This is a genomic window from Nocardioides sp., assembly GCF_031397825.1.
In the GTDB taxonomy this organism is placed as follows: domain Bacteria; phylum Actinomycetota; class Actinomycetes; order Propionibacteriales; family Nocardioidaceae; genus Nocardioides.
In genome coordinates, this window is sequence record NZ_JANNML010000128.1 from 14,006 (window position 1) to 31,887 (window position 17,882).

At 71.8% G+C, this 17,882-nt stretch carries 17 protein-coding genes; 10 read left to right on the forward strand and 7 right to left on the reverse strand.

Annotated elements, in window-relative coordinates:
- Positions 1–29 precede the first annotated feature (29 nt).
- Positions 30–1,598, reverse strand: a complete 1,569-nt coding sequence (locus tag RMN98_RS11175; protein WP_309648892.1) for a helicase HerA-like domain-containing protein — start codon at positions 1,596–1,598, stop codon at positions 30–32.
- Between the two features lie 68 nt (positions 1,599–1,666).
- On the opposite strand from RMN98_RS11175, the gene RMN98_RS11180 reads away from it, so the two are divergent.
- Together RMN98_RS11180 and RMN98_RS11185 are read left to right on the forward strand one after the other, a co-directional pair.
- Complete coding sequence (locus RMN98_RS11180; RefSeq protein WP_091110966.1) at positions 1,667–1,963, forward strand: type II toxin-antitoxin system VapB family antitoxin; 297 nt, start codon at positions 1,667–1,669, stop codon at positions 1,961–1,963.
- Position 1,964: 1 nt separating this feature from the next.
- Complete coding sequence (locus tag RMN98_RS11185) at positions 1,965–2,507, forward strand: LytR C-terminal domain-containing protein (protein ID WP_309648893.1); 543 nt, start codon at positions 1,965–1,967, stop codon at positions 2,505–2,507.
- Here RMN98_RS11185 and RMN98_RS11190 read toward each other — a convergent pair.
- The gene (locus RMN98_RS11190; RefSeq protein WP_309648894.1) at positions 2,497–4,002 is read right to left on the reverse strand and encodes a potassium/proton antiporter; all 1,506 of its coding nucleotides are present in this window, start codon (positions 4,000–4,002) and stop codon (positions 2,497–2,499) included. The two genes, RMN98_RS11185 and RMN98_RS11190, sit on opposite strands and share 11 nt — an antisense overlap.
- 102 nt (positions 4,003–4,104) lie before the next feature.
- Here RMN98_RS11190 and RMN98_RS11195 point away from each other — a divergent pair, with 102 nt between their 5' ends.
- From RMN98_RS11195 to RMN98_RS11205, 3 genes are read left to right on the forward strand one after another with little or no spacing between them, the layout of a single operon-like run.
- Positions 4,105–5,595 (forward strand): FAD-binding protein, encoded by a 1,491-nt coding sequence (locus tag RMN98_RS11195; RefSeq protein WP_309648895.1) that lies wholly within the window; start codon positions 4,105–4,107, stop codon positions 5,593–5,595.
- A 10-nt stretch (positions 5,596–5,605) separates the two neighbouring features.
- The gene (locus RMN98_RS11200; protein ID WP_309648896.1) at positions 5,606–6,799 is read left to right on the forward strand and encodes a pyridoxal phosphate-dependent aminotransferase; all 1,194 of its coding nucleotides are present in this window, start codon (positions 5,606–5,608) and stop codon (positions 6,797–6,799) included.
- Positions 6,796–7,590, forward strand: a complete 795-nt coding sequence (locus RMN98_RS11205; protein WP_309648897.1) for an inositol monophosphatase family protein — start codon at positions 6,796–6,798, stop codon at positions 7,588–7,590. The genes RMN98_RS11200 and RMN98_RS11205 overlap by 4 nt, the downstream gene beginning before the upstream one ends.
- Here the strand turns inward: RMN98_RS11205 and RMN98_RS11210 are convergent.
- A complete protein-coding gene (locus RMN98_RS11210) occupies positions 7,562–8,884 on the reverse strand; it encodes a serine/threonine protein kinase (protein WP_309648898.1) in 1,323 nt (440 codons plus the stop codon). The two genes, RMN98_RS11205 and RMN98_RS11210, sit on opposite strands and share 29 nt — an antisense overlap.
- A gap of 112 nt (positions 8,885–8,996) precedes the next feature.
- Here RMN98_RS11210 and RMN98_RS11215 point away from each other — a divergent pair, with 112 nt between their 5' ends.
- The 3 genes from RMN98_RS11215 to RMN98_RS11225 are packed head-to-tail and all read left to right on the forward strand — an operon-like array spanning position 8,997 to position 11,706.
- Entirely contained in the window at positions 8,997–9,428 is a 432-nt protein-coding gene (locus tag RMN98_RS11215; RefSeq protein ID WP_309648899.1) for a hypothetical protein, read from the forward strand.
- Positions 9,425–10,351, forward strand: coding sequence for a hypothetical protein (locus RMN98_RS11220; protein ID WP_309648900.1), 927 nt, complete (start codon positions 9,425–9,427; stop codon positions 10,349–10,351). The genes RMN98_RS11215 and RMN98_RS11220 overlap by 4 nt, the downstream gene beginning before the upstream one ends.
- Positions 10,348–11,706: a hypothetical protein gene (locus tag RMN98_RS11225; protein WP_309648901.1), complete on the forward strand. Its 1,359-nt coding sequence runs from the start codon at positions 10,348–10,350 to the stop codon at positions 11,704–11,706. The genes RMN98_RS11220 and RMN98_RS11225 overlap by 4 nt, the downstream gene beginning before the upstream one ends.
- A 6-nt stretch (positions 11,707–11,712) precedes the next feature.
- Here the strand turns inward: RMN98_RS11225 and RMN98_RS11230 are convergent, their stop codons facing one another.
- Together RMN98_RS11230 and RMN98_RS11235 are read right to left on the reverse strand one after the other, a co-directional pair.
- Complete coding sequence (locus RMN98_RS11230) at positions 11,713–13,122, reverse strand: VWA domain-containing protein (protein ID WP_309648902.1); 1,410 nt, start codon at positions 13,120–13,122, stop codon at positions 11,713–11,715.
- A complete protein-coding gene (locus tag RMN98_RS11235) occupies positions 13,119–13,982 on the reverse strand; it encodes a MoxR family ATPase (protein WP_309648903.1) in 864 nt (287 codons plus the stop codon). Before RMN98_RS11235 ends, RMN98_RS11230 begins: the two co-directional genes overlap by 4 nt.
- 152 nt (positions 13,983–14,134) lie before the next feature.
- Here RMN98_RS11235 and RMN98_RS11240 point away from each other — a divergent pair, with 152 nt between their 5' ends.
- Complete coding sequence (locus RMN98_RS11240; RefSeq protein WP_309648904.1) at positions 14,135–14,515, forward strand: hypothetical protein; 381 nt, start codon at positions 14,135–14,137, stop codon at positions 14,513–14,515.
- Here the strand turns inward: RMN98_RS11240 and RMN98_RS11245 are convergent.
- Both RMN98_RS11245 and RMN98_RS11250 read right to left on the reverse strand, forming a co-directional pair.
- Entirely contained in the window at positions 14,512–15,291 is a 780-nt protein-coding gene (locus RMN98_RS11245) for a crotonase/enoyl-CoA hydratase family protein (RefSeq protein ID WP_309648905.1), read from the reverse strand. The two genes, RMN98_RS11240 and RMN98_RS11245, sit on opposite strands and share 4 nt — an antisense overlap.
- Positions 15,292–15,316: 25 nt before the next feature.
- Positions 15,317–15,946, reverse strand: a complete 630-nt coding sequence (locus tag RMN98_RS11250; protein WP_309648906.1) for a DUF305 domain-containing protein — start codon at positions 15,944–15,946, stop codon at positions 15,317–15,319.
- 166 nt (positions 15,947–16,112) lie between these two features.
- Here RMN98_RS11250 and RMN98_RS11255 point away from each other — a divergent pair, with 166 nt between their 5' ends.
- Complete coding sequence (locus tag RMN98_RS11255) at positions 16,113–17,606, forward strand: MFS transporter (protein WP_309648907.1); 1,494 nt, start codon at positions 16,113–16,115, stop codon at positions 17,604–17,606.
- Positions 17,607–17,882 lie beyond the last annotated feature (276 nt).

A 17,882-nucleotide genomic window follows, 5' to 3' on the forward strand; every position in this document is an offset into this window, starting at 1 on the left:
CATTCCGACGCGCGGGGGTGACGAGGCCCTCAGCGGCGACCGGTCTTGAACATCCCCCGCGCGATCTCGCGGGCCGCGGTGCGCATGAAGTCCTTGAACGCACCGGACTGCACGACGTCGCGCACGAGACCGCCCTCCTCCTGCTTCGAGCCCGTACGACGGGTCCCGGCGGTCGGCTTCCTGCTCTCGGCCGCCTCGGCCGCCTCGGCCTCGCGCTTGCGCGCCCCCTCCTCGAGCTTGGCCGCGAGCAGCTCGCGGGCCGACTCGCGGTCGACCGGCTCGGCGTAGCGGGCGTGGCGGGGGCTGGCCGCCACCGTGGCCTGCATGGCCACCGGGTCGCTGGGACCCATGAGCGACTCGGGGGCGCGCAGCCGGGTCCAGGCGACGGGCGTGGGAGCACCGCGCTCGTTCATGACGGTGACCACGGCCTCGCCGATGCCGAGACTGGTGATGACCTCGCCGAGGTCGGGGTAGGCGCTGGTCGGATAGGTGCTGACCGTGGCCTTCAGCGCCTTCGCGTCGTTGGGGGTGTGGGCACGCAGCTGGTGCTGGATCCGGGAGCCGAGCTGGGCCAGCACCTCGTCGGGGACGTCGGTGGGGCTCTGGGTCACGAAGAAGACGCCGACCCCCTTGGAGCGGATCAGCCGCACGGTCTGGGCGATCTGGTCGAGGAACTCCTCGGAGGCGTCGTCGAAGAGCAGGTGCGCCTCGTCGAAGAAGAAGACCAGCTTGGGCCGGTCGATGTCGCCCACCTCGGGCAGGTCGTGGAAGAGGTCCGCCAGGAGCCACATCAGGAAGGTGGAGAAGACGGCGGGGCGGTCCTGGAGGTTCGGCAGCTCGACGAGGGAGATCAGGCCCTTGCCGTCGGGCGTGGTCTGGAGGAGGTCGGCGGAGGCGAACTCGGGCTCCCCGAAGAAGGCGTCGGCGCCCTGGTCCTGGAAGCCGATCAGCTCGCGCAGGATCACGCCGGCCGTGGCCGAGGACAGACCGCCGAGCGCCTTGAGCTCGGGCTTGCCCTCGTCGCTGGTCAGGTGAGCGACCACGGCGCGCAGGTCGGCGAGGTCGAGCAGCGGCAGGCCGGCCTGGTCGGCGTAGTGGAAGACCAGCCCGAGGCTCGACTCCTGGGTGTCGTTGAGCCCGAGCACCTTGCTCAGCAGGGTCGGGCCGAAGGCGCTCATGGTGACCCGCAGCGGGATGCCCGTGCCCTCGCCACCGATCGCGTAGTACTCCACGGGGAAGCCCGTCGCCGTCCACTGCTGGCCCACGGACGACGCGCGGGCGGTGATCTTGTCGCCGCCCTCGCCCGGCGTCGCGAGGCCGGACAGGTCGCCCTTGATGTCGGCGGCGAACACCGGGACACCGTGGGCGCTGAGCTGCTCGGCCAGCAGCTGGAGTGTCTTGGTCTTGCCGGTGCCCGTCGCGCCGGCCACGAGACCGTGCCGGTTGAGCATCCCCAGCGGGATCCGGATGGGGGTCGGCGCGAGCGTCTGCGCGTCCAGCATCAGCCCGCCGAGCTCGAGGGCCGCGCCCTCGAAGGCGTAGCCCGGGGCAACCGCCTCGACGATGGGGCTCTCCGGCTGGGCGGGGGTCTGCGTCATGGCGCTCAATCTAGCCGTCGGCCGCACGCTGCCCGGCCGGGCAGCAGAGGGCCCTTTACACTCGCGAGGTGATCTTCAAACGCGTCGGCGAGGGGCGGCCCTACCCCGAGCACGGGCTCTCGCCCCGTGCCTGGGCCGGCGTGCCCCCGCGCCAGGTGCGTCTGGACGAGCTGGTCACGACCAAGGACACCCTGCAGCTCGCGGCGCTCCTCGACGAGGACTCGACGTTCTACGGCGACCTCTTCGCCCACGTCGTGCAGTGGGAGGGCGAGTACTACCTCGAGGACGGCCTGCACCGTGCCCTGCGCGCCGCCCTCCAGCAGCGCCTGGTCCTGCACGCCCGCGTCCACCGGCTGGAGGCCTGACATGGCAGAGGCGGCACTGGCCCGGATCCGCTCGGCAGTGACCCTGCTGGCGCTGCTGGCGCTGCTCCTCGCCGGTGTCGCCTGGGGCTGGTCGGCGATGACCGAGCCGTTCCCCGAGAGCGCCGAGGTCTTGATCTGTGACGAGACGACCGTCCCGGCCGGCACGAAGGTCTATCCCGACCAGGTGACCGTCAGTGTGGCCAACGCCGGCACCCGCGAGGGGCTCGCCGGGCGCACGATGCAGCTGCTCGTCGACGCAGGCTTCGGCCGCGGCCAGACCAGCAACGCGCCCTCCGGCACCGACGTCGCCTACGCCGAGATCTGGACCGACGACCTCGAGAACCCCGCCGTACGCCTGCTCAAGGGCAAGCTCGGCCGCGAGGCAACCATCGTGCGCCGCGACACGACGATGGTCGGTGTGACCGTGATCGTGGGCGACGGCTTCACCCGCCTGCGCGAGGGCGGCAAGTGGACCAAGTCCAGCGAGGACGCGCAGATCTGCACCCCCACCGCCGTCGAGCCGGACGACGGCGTCACTCCCTAGGAGCCTCGTCCAACCACTGGGCGAGGCGGCCGCCGCGACTGACCTGCCGCAACCGCTCCTCGGTGCGCTCGCGGGCCTTGCGGGGCGTCACGATGAGCAGCTCGTCTCCGTGCCGCAGGACCGAGCGGGCCTGCGGCACCTTGGTCTCCCCGTCGCGGATGATCAGTGAGATCGACGCCCCTGGGGGCAGCCGCAGCTCGCTGACCTCGACACCGTGCATCAACGACGCCGGGCTGATGGTGACCTGGAGCAGGTCGGCCGCGACCCGCTCGAGCGGGGCGGCCTCGAGCTCCAGGTCTCGCGGCTCGCCGCGGCGGGTCACCTTGAGCACGCGGGCCACGAGCGGCAGCGTCGGACCGGTGAGGAGCGTGTAGACCACGACCATCACGAAGACGATGTCGAAGAGTCGCTCGGCGCCGTCGACACCCTCCGAGAGCGGGATCGTCGTGAAGACGATCGGCACCGCGCCACGCAGGCCGGCCCAGGACAGGAAGCCCAGCTCGCGCCAGGGCATCGGCTGGACCAGGGCGCTGACCAGCACCGACACCGGACGCGCCACGAAGGTGAGGATCAGGCCGGCGGCCAGGGCGAGGCCCACCGTCTCCAGCGAGAGACGCCCCGGGGAGAGCAGCAGCCCGAGCATCACGAAGAGACCGATCTGCGCCAGCCAGGCGATCCCCTCGGAGAACGACCGGGTCGCACCGCGGTGGGGCAGCTCGGAGTTGCCGAGCACGAGGGCGGCGACGTAGACGGCGGCGAAGCCGGAGGAGTGCACGGCGACCCCGCCGGCGTAGGCGAAGATCGTCAGGCAGAGCACGGCGATCGGGTAGAGGCCCGACGACGGCAACGCGGCGCGTCGCATCACCCAGGCGCCGCCGAAGCCGACCGCCAGGCCGACCAGCACCCCGGTTGCGAGCTCGAAGACGATGGTCGCCACCATCATCGCCACGCCCTCCTCGGCCGCGGCGCCGGTGGACACCAGCACCACCAGGACCACCGTGGGCGCGTCGTTGAGGCCGGACTCCGCCTCCAGGGATCCCGTCAGTCGCTTGGGGAGCGGGACCACCCGGAGCACCGAGAAGACCGCGGCAGCGTCGGTGGCGGACGTGACGGCCCCGAGGAGCACTGCCAGCTCCCAGGGCAGCCCGAGCAGGTAGTGGCTGCCGACCGCGACGATCGCGACCGAGACGCTCACCCCGATCGTCGCCAGCGAGACCCCGAGCCGCATGGCGGGACGGATCTCGCGCCAGCTGGTCGTCAGTCCACCCTCGGCGAGGATCAGCACCAGCGCGGCGAAGCCCAGGGCGTGCGCCAGCTCGGCGTCCTCGAAGCCGATCCCGACCCCGGACTCGCCGAGGGCGACGCCCATCAGCAGGTAGAGCAGGAGGCTCGGCAGGCCCGCGCGGGAGGAGACCCGCACAGCCAGGATCGCCAGCAGCGTGACGGCAGAGCCCACCAGCAGGAAGGTGTCGAGCTGATGGACGTCGAAACTCATGTCACCTCGTCGGGCCAGGCGGGGCGGCGGGCACACAGTCTATCGGCCCGGGCACCCGGTCGTCCGCTCGCGCGAAACTGGAACTTGTTCTAGATTTGCCTCATGAGCACCGAGTCCGCCCGCAAGGGCACGACCATCCCCGATGTCGTGCCGGCGGCCGACCTGCCGGCCGGCGCGCCGTCGTACGACGTGGTGGTGGTGGGGTTCGGCATCGCCGGCGGGTGCGCGGCCCTCGAGGCCGCCCGGGCCGGCGCCTCGGTGCTGCTGCTCGAGAGGGCGGCGGTCCACGGCGGGACGTCGAGCATGTCGGGCGGGCACTTCTACCTCGGCGGCGGCACGGCGGTGCAGGTGGCGACGGGTCAGGAGGACAGCGCCGAGGCGATGTACGACTACCTGGTCGCGGCCTCCAAGGAGCCGGAGCCGGAGAAGATCCGGGTCTACTGCGACGAGTCGGTCGAGCACTTCGAGTGGCTCGAGGCCCTGGGTTTCGAGTTCGAGCGCAGCTTCTATCCCGAGAAGGCCGTGATCCAGCCCGGCACGCAGGGGCTGATGTTCACCGGCAACGAGAAGGTCTGGCCCTACCGCGACATCGCGAAGCCCGCTCCCCGTGGCCACAAGGTCCCCGTGCCCGGCGACACCGAGGGCACCCGGATCGTCATGGACCTGCTCCGCGAGCGCGTCGATGAGGCAGGTGTCACCGTCCGCTACGAGACGGGAGTGACCAACCTCGTCGTCGCCGAGGACGGCGCGATCGCGGGTGTCGCCTGGCGCTCCTTCGACGAGACCGGCCTGGTCGGCGCCCCCTCGGTGGTCGTCGCGGCGGGCGGCTTCGTGATGAACGCCGACATGGTCGCCGAGCACACACCCGCCCTCGGGTCCAAGCTCTTCACCCTCGGGTCGACCTACGACGACGGGCTGGGCATCCGCCTCGGCGTCTCGGTGGGCGCCGAGCTCAAGCACATGGACGAGCCGTTCATCACCGCGCCGCTCTATCCCCCCTCGGTGCTGGTCAAGGGCCTCCTGGTCAACCAGCAGGGCGAGCGCTTCGTCGCAGAGGACAGCTACCACTCGCGCACCTCGCAGCTCGTCATGGAGCAGACGGACTCCGCGGCCTACCTGATCGTCGACAGCGAGCACGTGGAGCATCCCCAGATGCCGCTCGTGCCGCTCATCGACGGCTACGAGACGCTCGAGGAGATGGCGACCGCGCTCGAGCTGCCCCTCGACACGCTGAGCGCGACCCTCGACAGCTACAACGAGCACGCCGCCCGCGGCGAGGACCCCGCCTTCCACAAGGCGCCCGACTGGCTGGCCCCCCAGTCCACTGGCCCCTGGTTCGTCTTCGACGTGAGGCTGGGCCACGCGCTCTACGCCGGCTTCACGCTCGGCGGCATGCGCGTCACCGTGGACGGCCAGGTCCAGCGGCCCGACGGCAGCGTCGTCCCCGGTCTCTACGCCGCCGGCGCGTGCGCCTCGAACCTGGCCCAGGACGGCAAGGGCTACTGCTCAGGCACCCAGCTCGGCGAGGGCTCGTTCTTCGGCCGACGGGCAGGTCGCCATGCGGCCGCCGCCCGCGTGGGCGTGCCCGCGTAGCCTCGCCTGCGTGACGAACCGCCTCCAGGTGGCGCAACGCGCCAACGTGCCGCCGTTCCACGTCATGGACCTGCTGGAGGCCTCCGCCCGGCGCCAGCGCAGCCAGGGCGACGTGATCAACCTGCTCGCCGGGCAGCCCAGCACGGGCGCCCCGGAGCCGGTGCGCGCCGAGGCGGTCCGGCTGCTCGGCTCTGGTGATCCGCTGGGCTACACCCCGGCGGTCGGGATCCTCGAGCTGCGCGAGGCGATCGCGGGCCACCACCGGCGCGTGCACGGCATCGAGGTCGACCCCGACCAGGTCGTGGTGACGACCGGGTCCAGCGGTGGCTTCCTGCTGGCCTTCCTGGCGGCGTTCGAGGTCGGTGACCGCGTCGCCATGGCACGTCCTGGCTACCCCTGCTACCGCAACGTCCTGGCGGCGCTGGGCTGCGAGGTGGTCGAGGTCGCCACGGGTCCCGAGACGCGCTTCCAGCCGACCGTCGACCAGCTCGAGGACCTCCACGCCGAGGGCCCTGGGCTGAAGGGGCTCGTCGTCGCGAGCCCGGCCAACCCGACCGGCACGATGCTGCTGCCCGAGGAGCTGGCCGCCATCGCGCGGTGGTGCGAGCAGGAGGGCGTGCAGCTGATCTCCGACGAGATCTACCACGGCATCGAGTACGCCGGCCTCGACGACGAGAGCGCCTCCCTCGCCCGCTCCGCGTGGGAGACCAGCCGTGAGTCCGTCGTGTTCTCGAGCTTCTCCAAGTACTTCTCCATGACCGGCTGGCGGATCGGCTGGATGCTCGTCCCGGACCGGCTGCGGCGCGCCGTCGACGTGCTCACGGGCAACTTCACGATCTGTCCGCCGGTGCTCTCGCAGCGGGCCTGCCTGGCCGCCTTCGAGGACGCGACCTACGCCGAGCTCGAGGGGCACGTGCGTCGCTACGCGCACAACCGGCAGCTGCTCCTCGACGGCCTGCCTCGGCTGGGGATCGACCGGCTCGCACCGGCCGACGGGGCGTTCTACGTCTATGCCGACGTCGGCCACCTGACCCAGGACTCCATGGCGTTCGCGCACCGCACGCTCGAGACCTCGAGCGTCGCCGTGGCGCCCGGCGTCGACTTCGACACCGTCGACGGCCACCGCTTCGTCCGCTTCAGCTTCGCCGGTCCGGGCGACGACATCCAGCGGGCGCTGGAGCGCCTGGAGAGGGCATGGACATGAGAGCCGACCAGACCGACGTGCGCCTCGCGATCAGCGCGGCGCAGGCGGGAGCCGACGTGATCCGGGCCCGCTACGGCGCCCCCGTGGTCAAGAGCTTCAAGTCCGAGCGGGACTTCGCGACCGAGGTCGACCTCGAGGCCGAGCGTGCCGTCCAGGACACGATCGCGCAGGTCCGCCCCGACGACGCCTTCGAGGGCGAGGAGGTGGGCCTGGTCGGGGCCGCGACCGCCCGTCGTACGTGGTTGGTCGACCCGCTGTGCGGCACCCTCAACTTCGCGGCCGCCACTCCCCTCGTCGCGGTCAACGTCGCGCTCCGGGTCGAGCAGCAGGTGGTCGCCGGAGCGATGGCCGACCCCTTCAGCGGGGAGACGTTCTGGACCGACGGCGAGCGCGCGGTGAGGTCACGGGCGGGCGAGGACGAGGCCCTGCTCCCGAGCGGCGACACCCGCCTGGTCGACATGGATATGGACGGCGACCCCGTGTGGGCCGCCTCCCTGGTGGCGGAGCCGGCCTTCCACACCTGGTTCGGCAGCCGGGTCATCTCCAGCAGCCTGGCGGTCGCGTGGGTGGCGGCCGGGAGGCGGGCGGCCTATGTCCACGCGGGCGACGCGCGCGGGAGCGTCCACTTCGCCGCAGGCATCGCCGTGTGCCTGGCCGCCGGCTGCGTGGTCACCGACCTGCGTGGTGCCGAGGTCGGGACCACCGGGGACGGGTTGCTCGTCGCGGCGGACGCAGAGACCCACGCCCGGTTGTTGCCCATCCTCAGCGGGCTCGGCGCTCCCACGCCGTGAGCCCGCTCGTCCGCGCGGGCTTGGACGCGCTGGCGAAGCCGAGGCCGGGCAGGAAGCCCTTGCGGATGAAGCCGTTGCGCACCCGCTGCGGGTGATCGCCCACCCTGGTCGTGGTCACGATGCGCTCGGTGGCATAGCTGATGCGCGAGACCGTGTCGGAGCCCGCCCACGAGATGTAGCAGTAGCGACCGTCGGCGCTGGGCGTCACCCAGTAGGGCTTCAGCCCACCCTTGAGCAGCGGGCTGCGGCGGTCGGTGCGCGCGTCGACCACAGTGGCGTAGTCGGACATGGTGCCGGCGACGCAGAGCTTGGTGCCCTTCGGGTTCATCGCGATCCCGTGGTGGGCCGAGTCGAGCAGGTAGGCCTCGCGCGGCGTCGTCGGCACCAGGTTGGGCAGCCGGACGACCTTGGTGATCTTGCCGCTCGCCCGGTCGAGCCGGAAGTAGCCGTGGAAGAACGACAGCTGGAAGTAGATCTGCTTCTCGTCGGGCGAGAGCGTCAGCGGGCGCACCGCCGAGCTCACGTCGTCGAGGCCGCGCGCGTCGAGGGCCTCGCGCACGTTGTAGCGACGCAGGACCTTGAAGGTCGTGGCGTCGACCACCTGGAGCACGCGGTCGTCCTTGGTCGGATCGAGCGCCGGGTCGTCGAGCGGGCTGTAGACCATGCCGATGCTGGCATGCAGGATCTTGCGACCGCCGTCGATGAAGACGCTCTCGTGCGGCGAGCCGCCCGACGCGAACTTCCCGACCTGCTTGCCGTCGGAGACGCGCAGCACGTGCACGACGTTGCCTGTCGAGGCGCTGACGACGACGCGCTTGCCGTCGGGCGAGACGGCCATGTGGTCTGAGCGCACGCCGTCGACGGCGAAGCGCCACACGATCTTCTTGGTGCGCAGGCTGATCGCGACCACGTCGCCGAAGGAGGGCCGCGAGATCACGACGAGCCGGCCGTCGTTGGAGGAGTACATGTCGTCGACGAACTGGTCGTTGCCCTCGCCGATGAGCTCGCGGATGGCGAGGAAGTAGGCCAGCCGGTAGGGGTTGGTGGCGATCTCGCGCATCCGGGCGTCGTGGTCGGGGACCACGTCGAGCTTGCCGACCGGCTTGAAGGTCCGTGGGTCGAGGAGGGTGGCGGTGCCCTCCCAGTTGTTGCCGACGAAGACCACGCGCCGCACCTCGTCGCCCGCAGCCTGGACCGGGGTGGGCGCACCGAGCGCGAGGACCACCGCCAGCCCCGTGACGAGGCTGGTGATCAGGGCTGTGGCCAGTGGGGACCGGGTGACCTGGCGGTGCATGGGGTGCTCCTTCGCGACGCGTGACCCCCCGATCATGGCGGTGGAGGGCGTTTCGAGAGGGTCCAACGAGGGAAAGCGCCCCAGGACACGTTCAGCCACCCAGGGGGGACCGATGTACGGCGACACCGACCAGCTGCGCCGACGCGTCGACCAGCTCCGCGAGCAGGGCGTCGACGTGCGCACCCTCGCCGACCAGCTCGTCGCACGCACCGAGAGCCTGGGCTGGACCGGCCGAGCGGCCGACGCCATGAAGGTGCGCATCCACGAGCGCGCCACCCACCTGCGCGAGGCGGCCGCCGACCACGAGACCGCCGCCGACACCCTCCAGCAGCACCTGACCGACGTGGCGCTCCTCCAGGAGGCCATCGCCCAGCGCGAGCACGAGGCCGCCTCCCTCCTCGCCGACGCCCACACCCGGGTCGCCCAGGCCGAGGTGGCCGAGGACGACGACCGGGCGCTGGTCGACTTCGTCCCCCCGCCCACAGGTCACCGGGACTGGTTGACCGTCGAGCTCCCCGGACTCCGAGAGGGCCGCCAGCCGTGACCACGATCGACCTCAGCACTCCCCCGCCGCCCCCGAGCGGCCTCCTCGACGCGCTCCCACGACGGGCGGCGCTCACCCTCGCCGAGCTGCGCCTGGTCGCCGAGCACGCCGGCGGCGCTCCCCTGCCCTTCGACCTGGTGGAGCGATCCGACACCCCCTCCCTCGACGGTCGGCTCGGGCAGAGCCCGACGTCCACCGAGGACGAGGCCTACACCCAGGCCCTGTCAGCGCTGCACGATCCGTCGGACTCCCTGACCCGTCGTGGCCTGATGGTCGGGGGGAGCGTCGATGAAGGTCTGGTGGGCGCCGTCGGCCTGCTCGCCACCCCCACGGTCGCCCTCGACCTCGACGTGACCGCCGGCGAGGTCCAGGCCAAGGCCTGGCACCGTCAGTCGGGTGACGCCGTCGCGACCCTGGCCACGGTCGACGGCATCGTGTTCGAGCTCGCCTGGTTCCCCAACGCCCACTGGCCTGCAGAGCTCGGGCGCGTCGCCGTGATCCCCGAGGACCTCGCCCTCGGCGAGTCGGGCGTCCCCGACGAGGTCGACCTCCCCTACGAGCTCGTGGACGCGGCGGTCGAGGCCCTCCACTCCTCCCGTCCCGAGCTGGTGCCCGTGCTGGTCGCCCAGCAGACCGGCTCGGTGCGCGATGCCCAGGACCGTCCGTTGACCGACCAGGAGACCGTCGAGGTGCTGACCGCACTGGGCGGCGAGTCCCGCGGTCGGCTGCGCGCGATGGTCGCCGACGTCTCCAGCGAGGACACCACGGTCGTGGGTGTCGTCTCGTGGGTGCTGCTCCACGACGGCTGGCACGCGCTGTGCCCGCACATGCGCGACGGCCAGCTCCGCGTCGTCGTACGCCACGCCGACCCGAGCGACCTGGCTCCCGACCTCGCTCCCGTCCTTGCGGAGGTGACCTCATGACCGACCAGTCCACCCACGAGTCTGTCCTCACGGCGGCCGTTGTCGAGGACCGCCCGGTGCCGACGTCACGGGTCGAGGAGCTCGACCTCGCCGACAAGTACGACCGGATGATGCGCCTGGCCGCCCTCTTCGACTCCGCGGGCGAGGAGATGCGTCGCCGGGCACGGCTCGGCAGCGACGTGCTCGCCGACCCCGCGCTGCAGGAGTCGGCCCAGCTCGCGCCGCGCTCCCACGCACGCGTCGAGGAGGACGTGCGGGCAGCCACTGCGGGGAAGCGCGGGCTGCTGGCCCGGTCGATCGAGCTCGACGCCGACGCGCTGGTCCTGCGCGCCACGGTGCTCACCTACCGCTGGATCGACGAGCTCCAGCAGGCGGCCTACGAGACGCTCGGATCGATCGCCGGTCGCGCCATCGGCTACCTCGCACCCGAGGTCGCCCTCGGCGGCGCGATCGTCTCGGCGGGCCTGATCGAGACCGATGCACTGGACCGCGACGGCGTGGCCGCCTACCTCAACGAGCTCGCCGAGAAGAACCCCGAGCTCATGGAGCACGTCACCAGCGGCGGCGGAGGCCTGCTCGACGGCCTGCAGATGCGCTCGCTGCTCACCGCCGGTGTGCTCTCCGGCGAGCGCGGACGGACCGCGGCCCGAGGCGGCCTGCGCGCGATGGGCATCGCGCCGTTCACCCCCGAGCTCGGAGCGGCCCTACGCGACACGGCCGGCGCCCTTCTCGAGGCCACCGACCCGGCCGGGGCCACCGACTCCTCCACGTCCACCGCACCCCGCACCATGGCCGAGCTGATGGCCGCGCTCGAGCAGGTCACGACGGGCGTCACCGTTCAACGGGTGGCCGCCGGTCGCTACATCGCCTACCTGCCCGGTCCCACCGTCAGCGACGGCCGCCGACTGCGGCTCGTCAGCGGCGACCGCACGACCTACGCCGCGCAGGTGCTGCAGGGCATCGAGGCCGCCGTGGCCGGCGACCCCGGCGCCCACGTGATGCTGGTCGGCTCCGCCCAGGGCGGCGTCACCGCCGCCGAGGTCGCGGCCGACCTCACCGGCGCCAGCTTCGTCGTCGACCAGGTGGTCACCGCGGGGTCGCCCTCGGCACACGTCCCACGCATCCCGTCGGCCACCCGCGTGCTGTCCCTGGAGGACCGCTCGGACCCCGTGGCGGTGCTCGGCTCCCTGATGAGCGCCGGGACGGCCAACCGTCTGACCGTCGTCTTCGACCGGGACAGCGTGGACGGCGAGAGCGTCTACGTCACCGGTGGTCGCGCGGCCGACGGCTCGACGCACCCCGAGCTGCGTGCCGAGATCGCCCGCATCCAGGATCTCGGCTACCTGGCTGGATGACCGGGGTCAGCCAGCGAGGTCGTGCACGAACTCGCCGAGCTGGGTGAGGTTGCGACACTCCACCATGTCGACGATCGCGCCGTACGTCGGCGCCGCGGAGTCGCCGGTCCCCCAGTGCCGTGCGGCCTCGGGGTTGAGCCACCACGCGTGGCGGGCGGTCCCGGCCAGTCGCTGCAGCACGTCGGCGTGCAGGTCGCTGTAGTTGGACCGCGCGTCGCCCAGGATGAGCAGCGAGGACTTGGGACCCAGGGCGTCGCCGTGGTCCTCCTCGAACTTCGTCAGCGCCCGGCCGTAGTTGGTGCGGCCCCACAGCGCGGCGTGCGCCGTGCTCGCGGCGAGGTCGGCCATCACGTCGACGACGTCGCCGCCGGGCGTGAAGTGGTGGGTCACCTCGTGGACGTGGTCGATGAAGGTGAAGGCCCGGACCTTCTGGAACTGGTCGCGGAGCGCGAAGACCAGCAGCAGCGTGAACTGCGCGAAGTTGGCGACCGAGCCGCTGACGTCGCACAGCACGACCAGCTCGGTGCGGTGCGGCCGCTTGGGCTTGTGGTGGGTCACCAGCGGTACCCCGCCCGTCGACATGGACGCGCGGACCGTGCGGCGGAAGTCGAGCGGCCCGCGTCGGCGGGCGTGGTGCTCCTGGGTGAGGCGCGAGGCGAGCCGGCGTGCCAGCGGGTAGATCTCCCGGCGCATCTCCTCCAGGTCGGAGCGGCGCGCGGAGGTGAAGTCGAGCCGGTCGATGCTGGGGCGGATCGCGACGTTGGCGACGTGGTCGGGACCCTTCTCCTCGGCGATGCGGCGCCGGGCGTCGTCCTCGACCTGGCGGGTGAACGAGCCGATCCTGCGACCGGCCACCCGCTGCGCCTCGTCGTCGTTGCGTCCCTGGGCCAGCAGCGCCGCGACGATCTGGTCGACCAGCTCCTGGGGGGAGACCCGCTGGAGCGCGGTGTAGGCCGACCACGACGACAGACCGGGGCCGCGGCCGGGCATGGCGCCGAAGCGGCCGACCATCTCGGCCGCCAGCTGCGCCAGGCGCTGCTGGTCGTCCTGCGAGAGCGCGTCCAGGAGCTCCGCCTGGAACGCCTGCAGGGCCTGGGCGTTGTCGCGGACGCCCTCACCCTCACCCGCCTCGTCGCCGCTCTCGTCGCCCGCGCGGGCACCCTCGCCCACGAGGCGGGGGAAGTAGAGGTCGAAGAGCGCGTCGAAGGTCGGCCGCTGGGCCTGTCGCTTGAGCAGGGTGGCGGCGTAGGCGTCGTGGATGATGCCGCGGTCGGACCACTCGAGCGCGGTCAGCGCGGCGATCGCGTCGAGGTCCTCGGCGAGCGACACCGACATGCCGGCGCCCCGCAACGCCTCCAGGAAGGAGATGTGGCGGTCGACCAGGCCGCTGCGGTGCGCCCCCTGCGGCTGGGTCACCTCTTGAGCCGGAGCTCGCGGATCGCACGCTCGTGGTCGGAGGCGTGCTTGAGCACGACGCCCAGGGTGTCGTTGACGGCCTTGTCGTCGAGGTCACGGATCTCGAGGGCGATCAGCGTGCGGGCCCAGTCGACGGACTCGGCGATCGACGGGGCCTTCTTGAGCTCCAGCTCGCGCAACCGGCCGACCGTCGCGACCAGCTGCTCGGCCACGAGGTCGTCGAGGCCGGGCACCTGGGAGGCGACGATCGCGCGCTCCCGCTCGGCGTCGGGGTAGTCGAGGTGCAGGTAGAGGCAGCGTCGCTTGACGGCCTCGGAGAGCTCGCGGCTGGCGTTGGAGGTCAGGACGACGAGCGGCCGACGGACGGCCTCGACCGTGCCGAGCTCGGGGATCGTGACCTGGAAGTCCGACAACACCTCCAGCAGGAGGCCCTCGACCTCGACGTCGGTCTTGTCGACCTCGTCGATGAGCAGCACCGTCGGCTCCTCGCGGCGGATCGCCGTCAGCAGCGGCCGGGTGAGGAGGAACTCCTCGGTGAAGATGTCGTCGTGCGTCGCCGACCACTCCTGGTCGTTGCCGGAGGCCTGGATCCGGAGCAGCTGCTTCTTGTAGTTCCACTCGTAGAGCGCCCGCGCCTCGTCGAGCCCCTCGTAGCACTGCAGCCGGACCAGCTCGGCTCCCGTCGCGCGGGCGATCGCCTTGGCCAGCTCGGTCTTGCCGACACCCGCCGGCCCCTCCACCAATACCGGCTTCTCCAGGGCCCCGGCGAGGAACGTGGTGGTGGCGGTCGCCGGGTCGGCGAGGTAGCCGACGGCGGTGAGTCGCTCGGCGGCGTCGGCAGGGGAGGCGAACCAGGTCATGGGCTCATCCTCCCCCATGCCGCCGTCGCAGCTGGTCCAGACCGCGAACGCCCTTCTGGCGTGGGTGATCCATGACTCCGTGACTCGTCATCCTCGACGTCGTTTCCCCTGTCGTACGACGCCGACCGATCGCCCCGACGACAGGAGTAGCCATGCGCCGCAAGCCACCGCTTCCCCTCGCTCTCGGTCTGTCGCTGGTCAAGTCGGTGGTCCTGCTCGTCGTGGTCGCGCTGGGATTCGGACTGATCGGAGGCGGCCAGGTCACGGCCTCGCCCGGCACCGGCGGAGCCGACCAGATCGAGGAGCGCTCCGCGGTCATCGAGAAGGCCATGGCCGAGCACGAGTGCTCGACGACCGGCTTCGCAGCAGGCGTCATCCCCCGCTCCGCACTGATCCGCCGCGACGACCGGGTGCGACAGGTCTCCTTCGACGAGGGTTGGGACATCGTCACCGGCGAGGCACCGGGTGTGCTGATCGCGGTGTGCCTCGGGGAGCTCGCGATGCCCCGGACCAGCGGAGTGCCGGCGAGCTAGCCGTCCGACCGGCCGCCGTGGCGTCCCGCACCGGCGGCGAAGCGGGCAGCCCCCTCGAGCGCTCCGGCCTCCAGCGACCGGAGACCGTGCCGGTGCTCCACCTCCAGGGCAGCAGCCTCGTCGAGACCCCACTGCTCGAGCGCCGCGAGCCGGTCGTTCCTCAAGCAGGCCTGGGGAAACGCGCTCAGTGACAACGCCAGCGTCTCTGCCTCCGCCCGCGCAGTCCCCGGCGGCACGACGCGGTCGGCCAGGCCGATCCGCAGGGCCTCGTCGGCCTCCACCGCGCGGCCGGTGAGGATCAGGTCCATCGCCCGTCCTGCCCCGACCAGCCTGGGCAGGCGCACCGTCCCCCCGTCGATCAGCGGCACCCCCCAACGCCGGCAGTAGACGCCGAAGGTCGCGTTGCTCGCGACGACGCGCAGGTCGCACCAGATCGCCAGCTCGAGGCCTCCCGCGACGGCGTACCCCTCGATCGCGGCGACCACGGGCTTGCCGAGCCGCATCCGGGTCGGACCCATGGGGCCCGGTCCGTCGGGTGTCACCTGGTTGCCGCTGGGGGTGCCGACGGCCTTGAGGTCGGCACCGGCGCAGAAGGTGCCTCCTGCGCCGGTGAGGACCGCGACGGCCTGCGACTCGTCGGCGTCGAAGGCCTCGAACGCCGCGTGCAGGGCGGCGGCGGTCGGGCCGTCGACCGCGTTGCGTGCCTCGGGGCGGTCGATGACCACCGTGGTCACCGGTCCGGCGATCTCGACGCGGACGGTCGGGGATGGGGTCATGGCCGTCATCGTGGCGTTCATCGACTCAGGAGTCGAGCAGCTCCTGCATGGTCGCGATCTCGTCGGTCTGGGTCGTGACGATGTCCTCGGCGAGCGAGACGGCCGGCTCGTACGTGCCGTCCTTCTGCTCCGTCTGCGCCATCGACACCGCACCCTCGTGGTGCTCGATCATCATCTCGAGCCAGAGGTCCTCGAAGTCGGCGTCGGAGGCGTCCGCCAGCTCCTCCAGGTCCTCGTCGCTCATCATCCCCGGCATGTCCATGCCGGTGTCGTCGGCCATGTCGCCCATGTCGTGACCCTCGGCGTTGGAGTGGTCGCGCACGGTCGCCGGGACCTCCTCGCCCCACTGCTCCAGCCAGTTGCTCATGGTCTCGATCTCGGGGCCCTGGGCGTCACGGATGCCCTCGGCGACCTGCTGGAAGGCGGGATCGAGGTCCCGCTCGACGGTCAGGTCGACCATGGTCAGGGCCTGGGCGTGGTGCTGGATCATGTCGGACGCGAACGACACGTCGGCGTCGTTGTGGTCGCTGCTGCTGGTCGACGACGAGCCGCTGGTGTCGTCCCCGCCGCACGCCGTGAGGGCGAGGGAGAGGCCGAGGGTCAGCGCGGCGAGGCTCGTGCCGGCGCGGTGACCGGTCTTGTCGATGGTGCGCATGGGTGTGCTCCGTCTGTGAGGGTGGATGAGTGCTCGTCGGCGCGCCGAGGTGCTCATCAGCAGCGGATGGCTCAGAACTGCCAGACCGGACCAGGGTAGCCACGGCTCGGTCCCGGCCCCAGGGCAGTGGCACGCCGGTGTCGGTGCCACCCGCCACAATGGGAGCGTGAACGCACCCGACACCGCCACACCGATCATGTCTCGTTCCCGCAGCATCGCGGTGCTGGTGCTGCTCATGGCCACGTTCATGGACCTGCTCGACACCACGATCGTCAACGTCGCGCTCCCCTCGATCCAGGTCGATCTCGACGCGTCGTCATCGCAGCTCGAGTGGATCGTGTCGGGCTACGTCCTGGCCTTCGCCGTCGCGTTGATCACGACCGGTCGGCTCGGCGACCTCTACGGCCGCAAGAAGGTCTTCCTGGTCGGCGTCGCGGGCTTCACCGTCGCCTCGGCGACCGCCGGGCTCGCACCCAGCGCCGACGTCCTCGTGGTCTCCCGCCTGGTGCAGGGGCTCTTCGCCGCGACGATGGTGCCGCAGGTGCTCTCGATCATCCAGGTGCTCTACGCACCGCGCGAGCGCGCCGGGGTCCTCGGCGCGCTCGGCGCCGTCACCGGCACCGCGGCGGTCGCCGGACCGCTCCTCGGCGGTGTCCTGACGACCTACGACGTGCTGGGGCTGGAGTGGCGCAGCATCTTCGTGATCAACATCCCCGTCGGGATCGTGCTGCTGGTCGCCGGCGCGATCCTGATCCCCGAGTCCCACGCCCGCGAGCGGGTCCGGCTCGACCTGCGCGGCGCGGCCCTGATCTCGCTCGCCCTGTTCCTAGCCGTCTTCGCCCTCATCGAGGGGCGTCCGAAGGGTTGGCCCGCCTGGATCTGGGCGATGCTCGCGGTCGGTGTGGTGCTGCTGGTCGTCTTCGTGCTCCTCCAGCGGCGCCTGGAGGCGGCCGGCGGTGAACCGCTGGTGCCACCGACGCTCTTCCGTGACCGGGGCTTCTCGGCGGGCATGGTCACGGCGTTCGCGTTCTTCGGCTCCATCGGCGCCTACTTCTTCGTCATCGTCATCTACCTCCAGGTGGGGCTGGGCTTCACTCCCATCGGCGCCGCCGTGACCACGCTGCCCTTCAGCATCGGTGCGTTCCTCGCCAGCGGCGCCTCCGTGCCGCTCATCGCCAGGCTCGGCAAGGGGCTGGTGTTCGTCGGGCTGGTCGCCTTCGCCTCCGCCGTCGCCTGGACCGGGCAGACCGTGGCCCACCACGGCGACGCGCTCGGCAAGGCCGACCTGATCGGCCCCATGCTGCTGGGCGGCGCCGGTCTCGCCTTCGCCGCCGTCCCGCTCCTCGACGTCGCCCTGGCCAACATCGACGTCCGCTACGCCGGCGCGGCCTCGGGCGTCTTCGGCACCTTCCAGCAGGTCGGCGCGGCCCTGCTGCTGGCCGTGGTCGGCGTGGTCTTCTTCGAGACCGCCGGCACCGTCTTCTCGCCCGCGGGCCTGCGCGACGCCCTGCTCGCGTCCCTGTGGGTGCCCGGGGTGTCGCTCGGCATCGCGGCCCTCGCGAGCCTGCTGCTGCCGAGCGTCGCCGCCGTGCGACACCACAAGGAGCTGGCCGAGGAGCTCGCGCTCGCCGAGGCCGAAGGCGAGGTCGCCGCGACCTGAGCTCCCCAACAGCCAGGTCCAGAGATGCAGGAGACCCCGCCCAGATCGATGTCTGGACGGGGTCCCACATGCGTGCGCGGGCTTCCGACGAAAGTGCATTCATGCAGGTCATCGGCCTGTTCCGTCCGGTTCTTGAGCCCCATTCCCCGCAAGGGGGGTGCCTCATTCCCCGCACAGGGCCTCTGACCTGCGGTTATGTGTCAGGGGCGGTGGGATGGGAACGAGAGCGCAGGCACCGCACCGTCAGATCACCACAGCGCGGGTTCTCCTCGTTTC

Excerpts from the sequence above, each read along its gene's own strand:
- RMN98_RS11175 (WP_309648892.1), bottom strand. The coding sequence starts at position 1,598 with ATGACGCAGACCCCCGCCCAGCCGGAGAGCCCCATCGTCGAGGCGGTT.
- RMN98_RS11185 (WP_309648893.1), top strand. The coding sequence starts at position 1,965 with ATGGCAGAGGCGGCACTGGCCCGGATCCGCTCGGCAGTGACCCTGCTG.
- RMN98_RS11190 (WP_309648894.1), bottom strand. The coding sequence starts at position 4,002 with ATGAGTTTCGACGTCCATCAGCTCGACACCTTCCTGCTGGTGGGCTCT.
- RMN98_RS11195 (WP_309648895.1), top strand. The coding sequence starts at position 4,105 with ATGAGCACCGAGTCCGCCCGCAAGGGCACGACCATCCCCGATGTCGTG.
- RMN98_RS11205 (WP_309648897.1), top strand. The coding sequence starts at position 6,796 with ATGAGAGCCGACCAGACCGACGTGCGCCTCGCGATCAGCGCGGCGCAG.
- RMN98_RS11210 (WP_309648898.1), bottom strand. The coding sequence starts at position 8,884 with ATGCACCGCCAGGTCACCCGGTCCCCACTGGCCACAGCCCTGATCACC.
- RMN98_RS11215 (WP_309648899.1), top strand. The coding sequence starts at position 8,997 with ATGTACGGCGACACCGACCAGCTGCGCCGACGCGTCGACCAGCTCCGC.
- RMN98_RS11225 (WP_309648901.1), top strand. The coding sequence starts at position 10,348 with ATGACCGACCAGTCCACCCACGAGTCTGTCCTCACGGCGGCCGTTGTC.
- RMN98_RS11235 (WP_309648903.1), bottom strand. The coding sequence starts at position 13,982 with ATGACCTGGTTCGCCTCCCCTGCCGACGCCGCCGAGCGACTCACCGCC.
- RMN98_RS11240 (WP_309648904.1), top strand. The coding sequence starts at position 14,135 with ATGCGCCGCAAGCCACCGCTTCCCCTCGCTCTCGGTCTGTCGCTGGTC.
- RMN98_RS11245 (WP_309648905.1), bottom strand. The coding sequence starts at position 15,291 with ATGACCCCATCCCCGACCGTCCGCGTCGAGATCGCCGGACCGGTGACC.
- RMN98_RS11250 (WP_309648906.1), bottom strand. The coding sequence starts at position 15,946 with ATGCGCACCATCGACAAGACCGGTCACCGCGCCGGCACGAGCCTCGCC.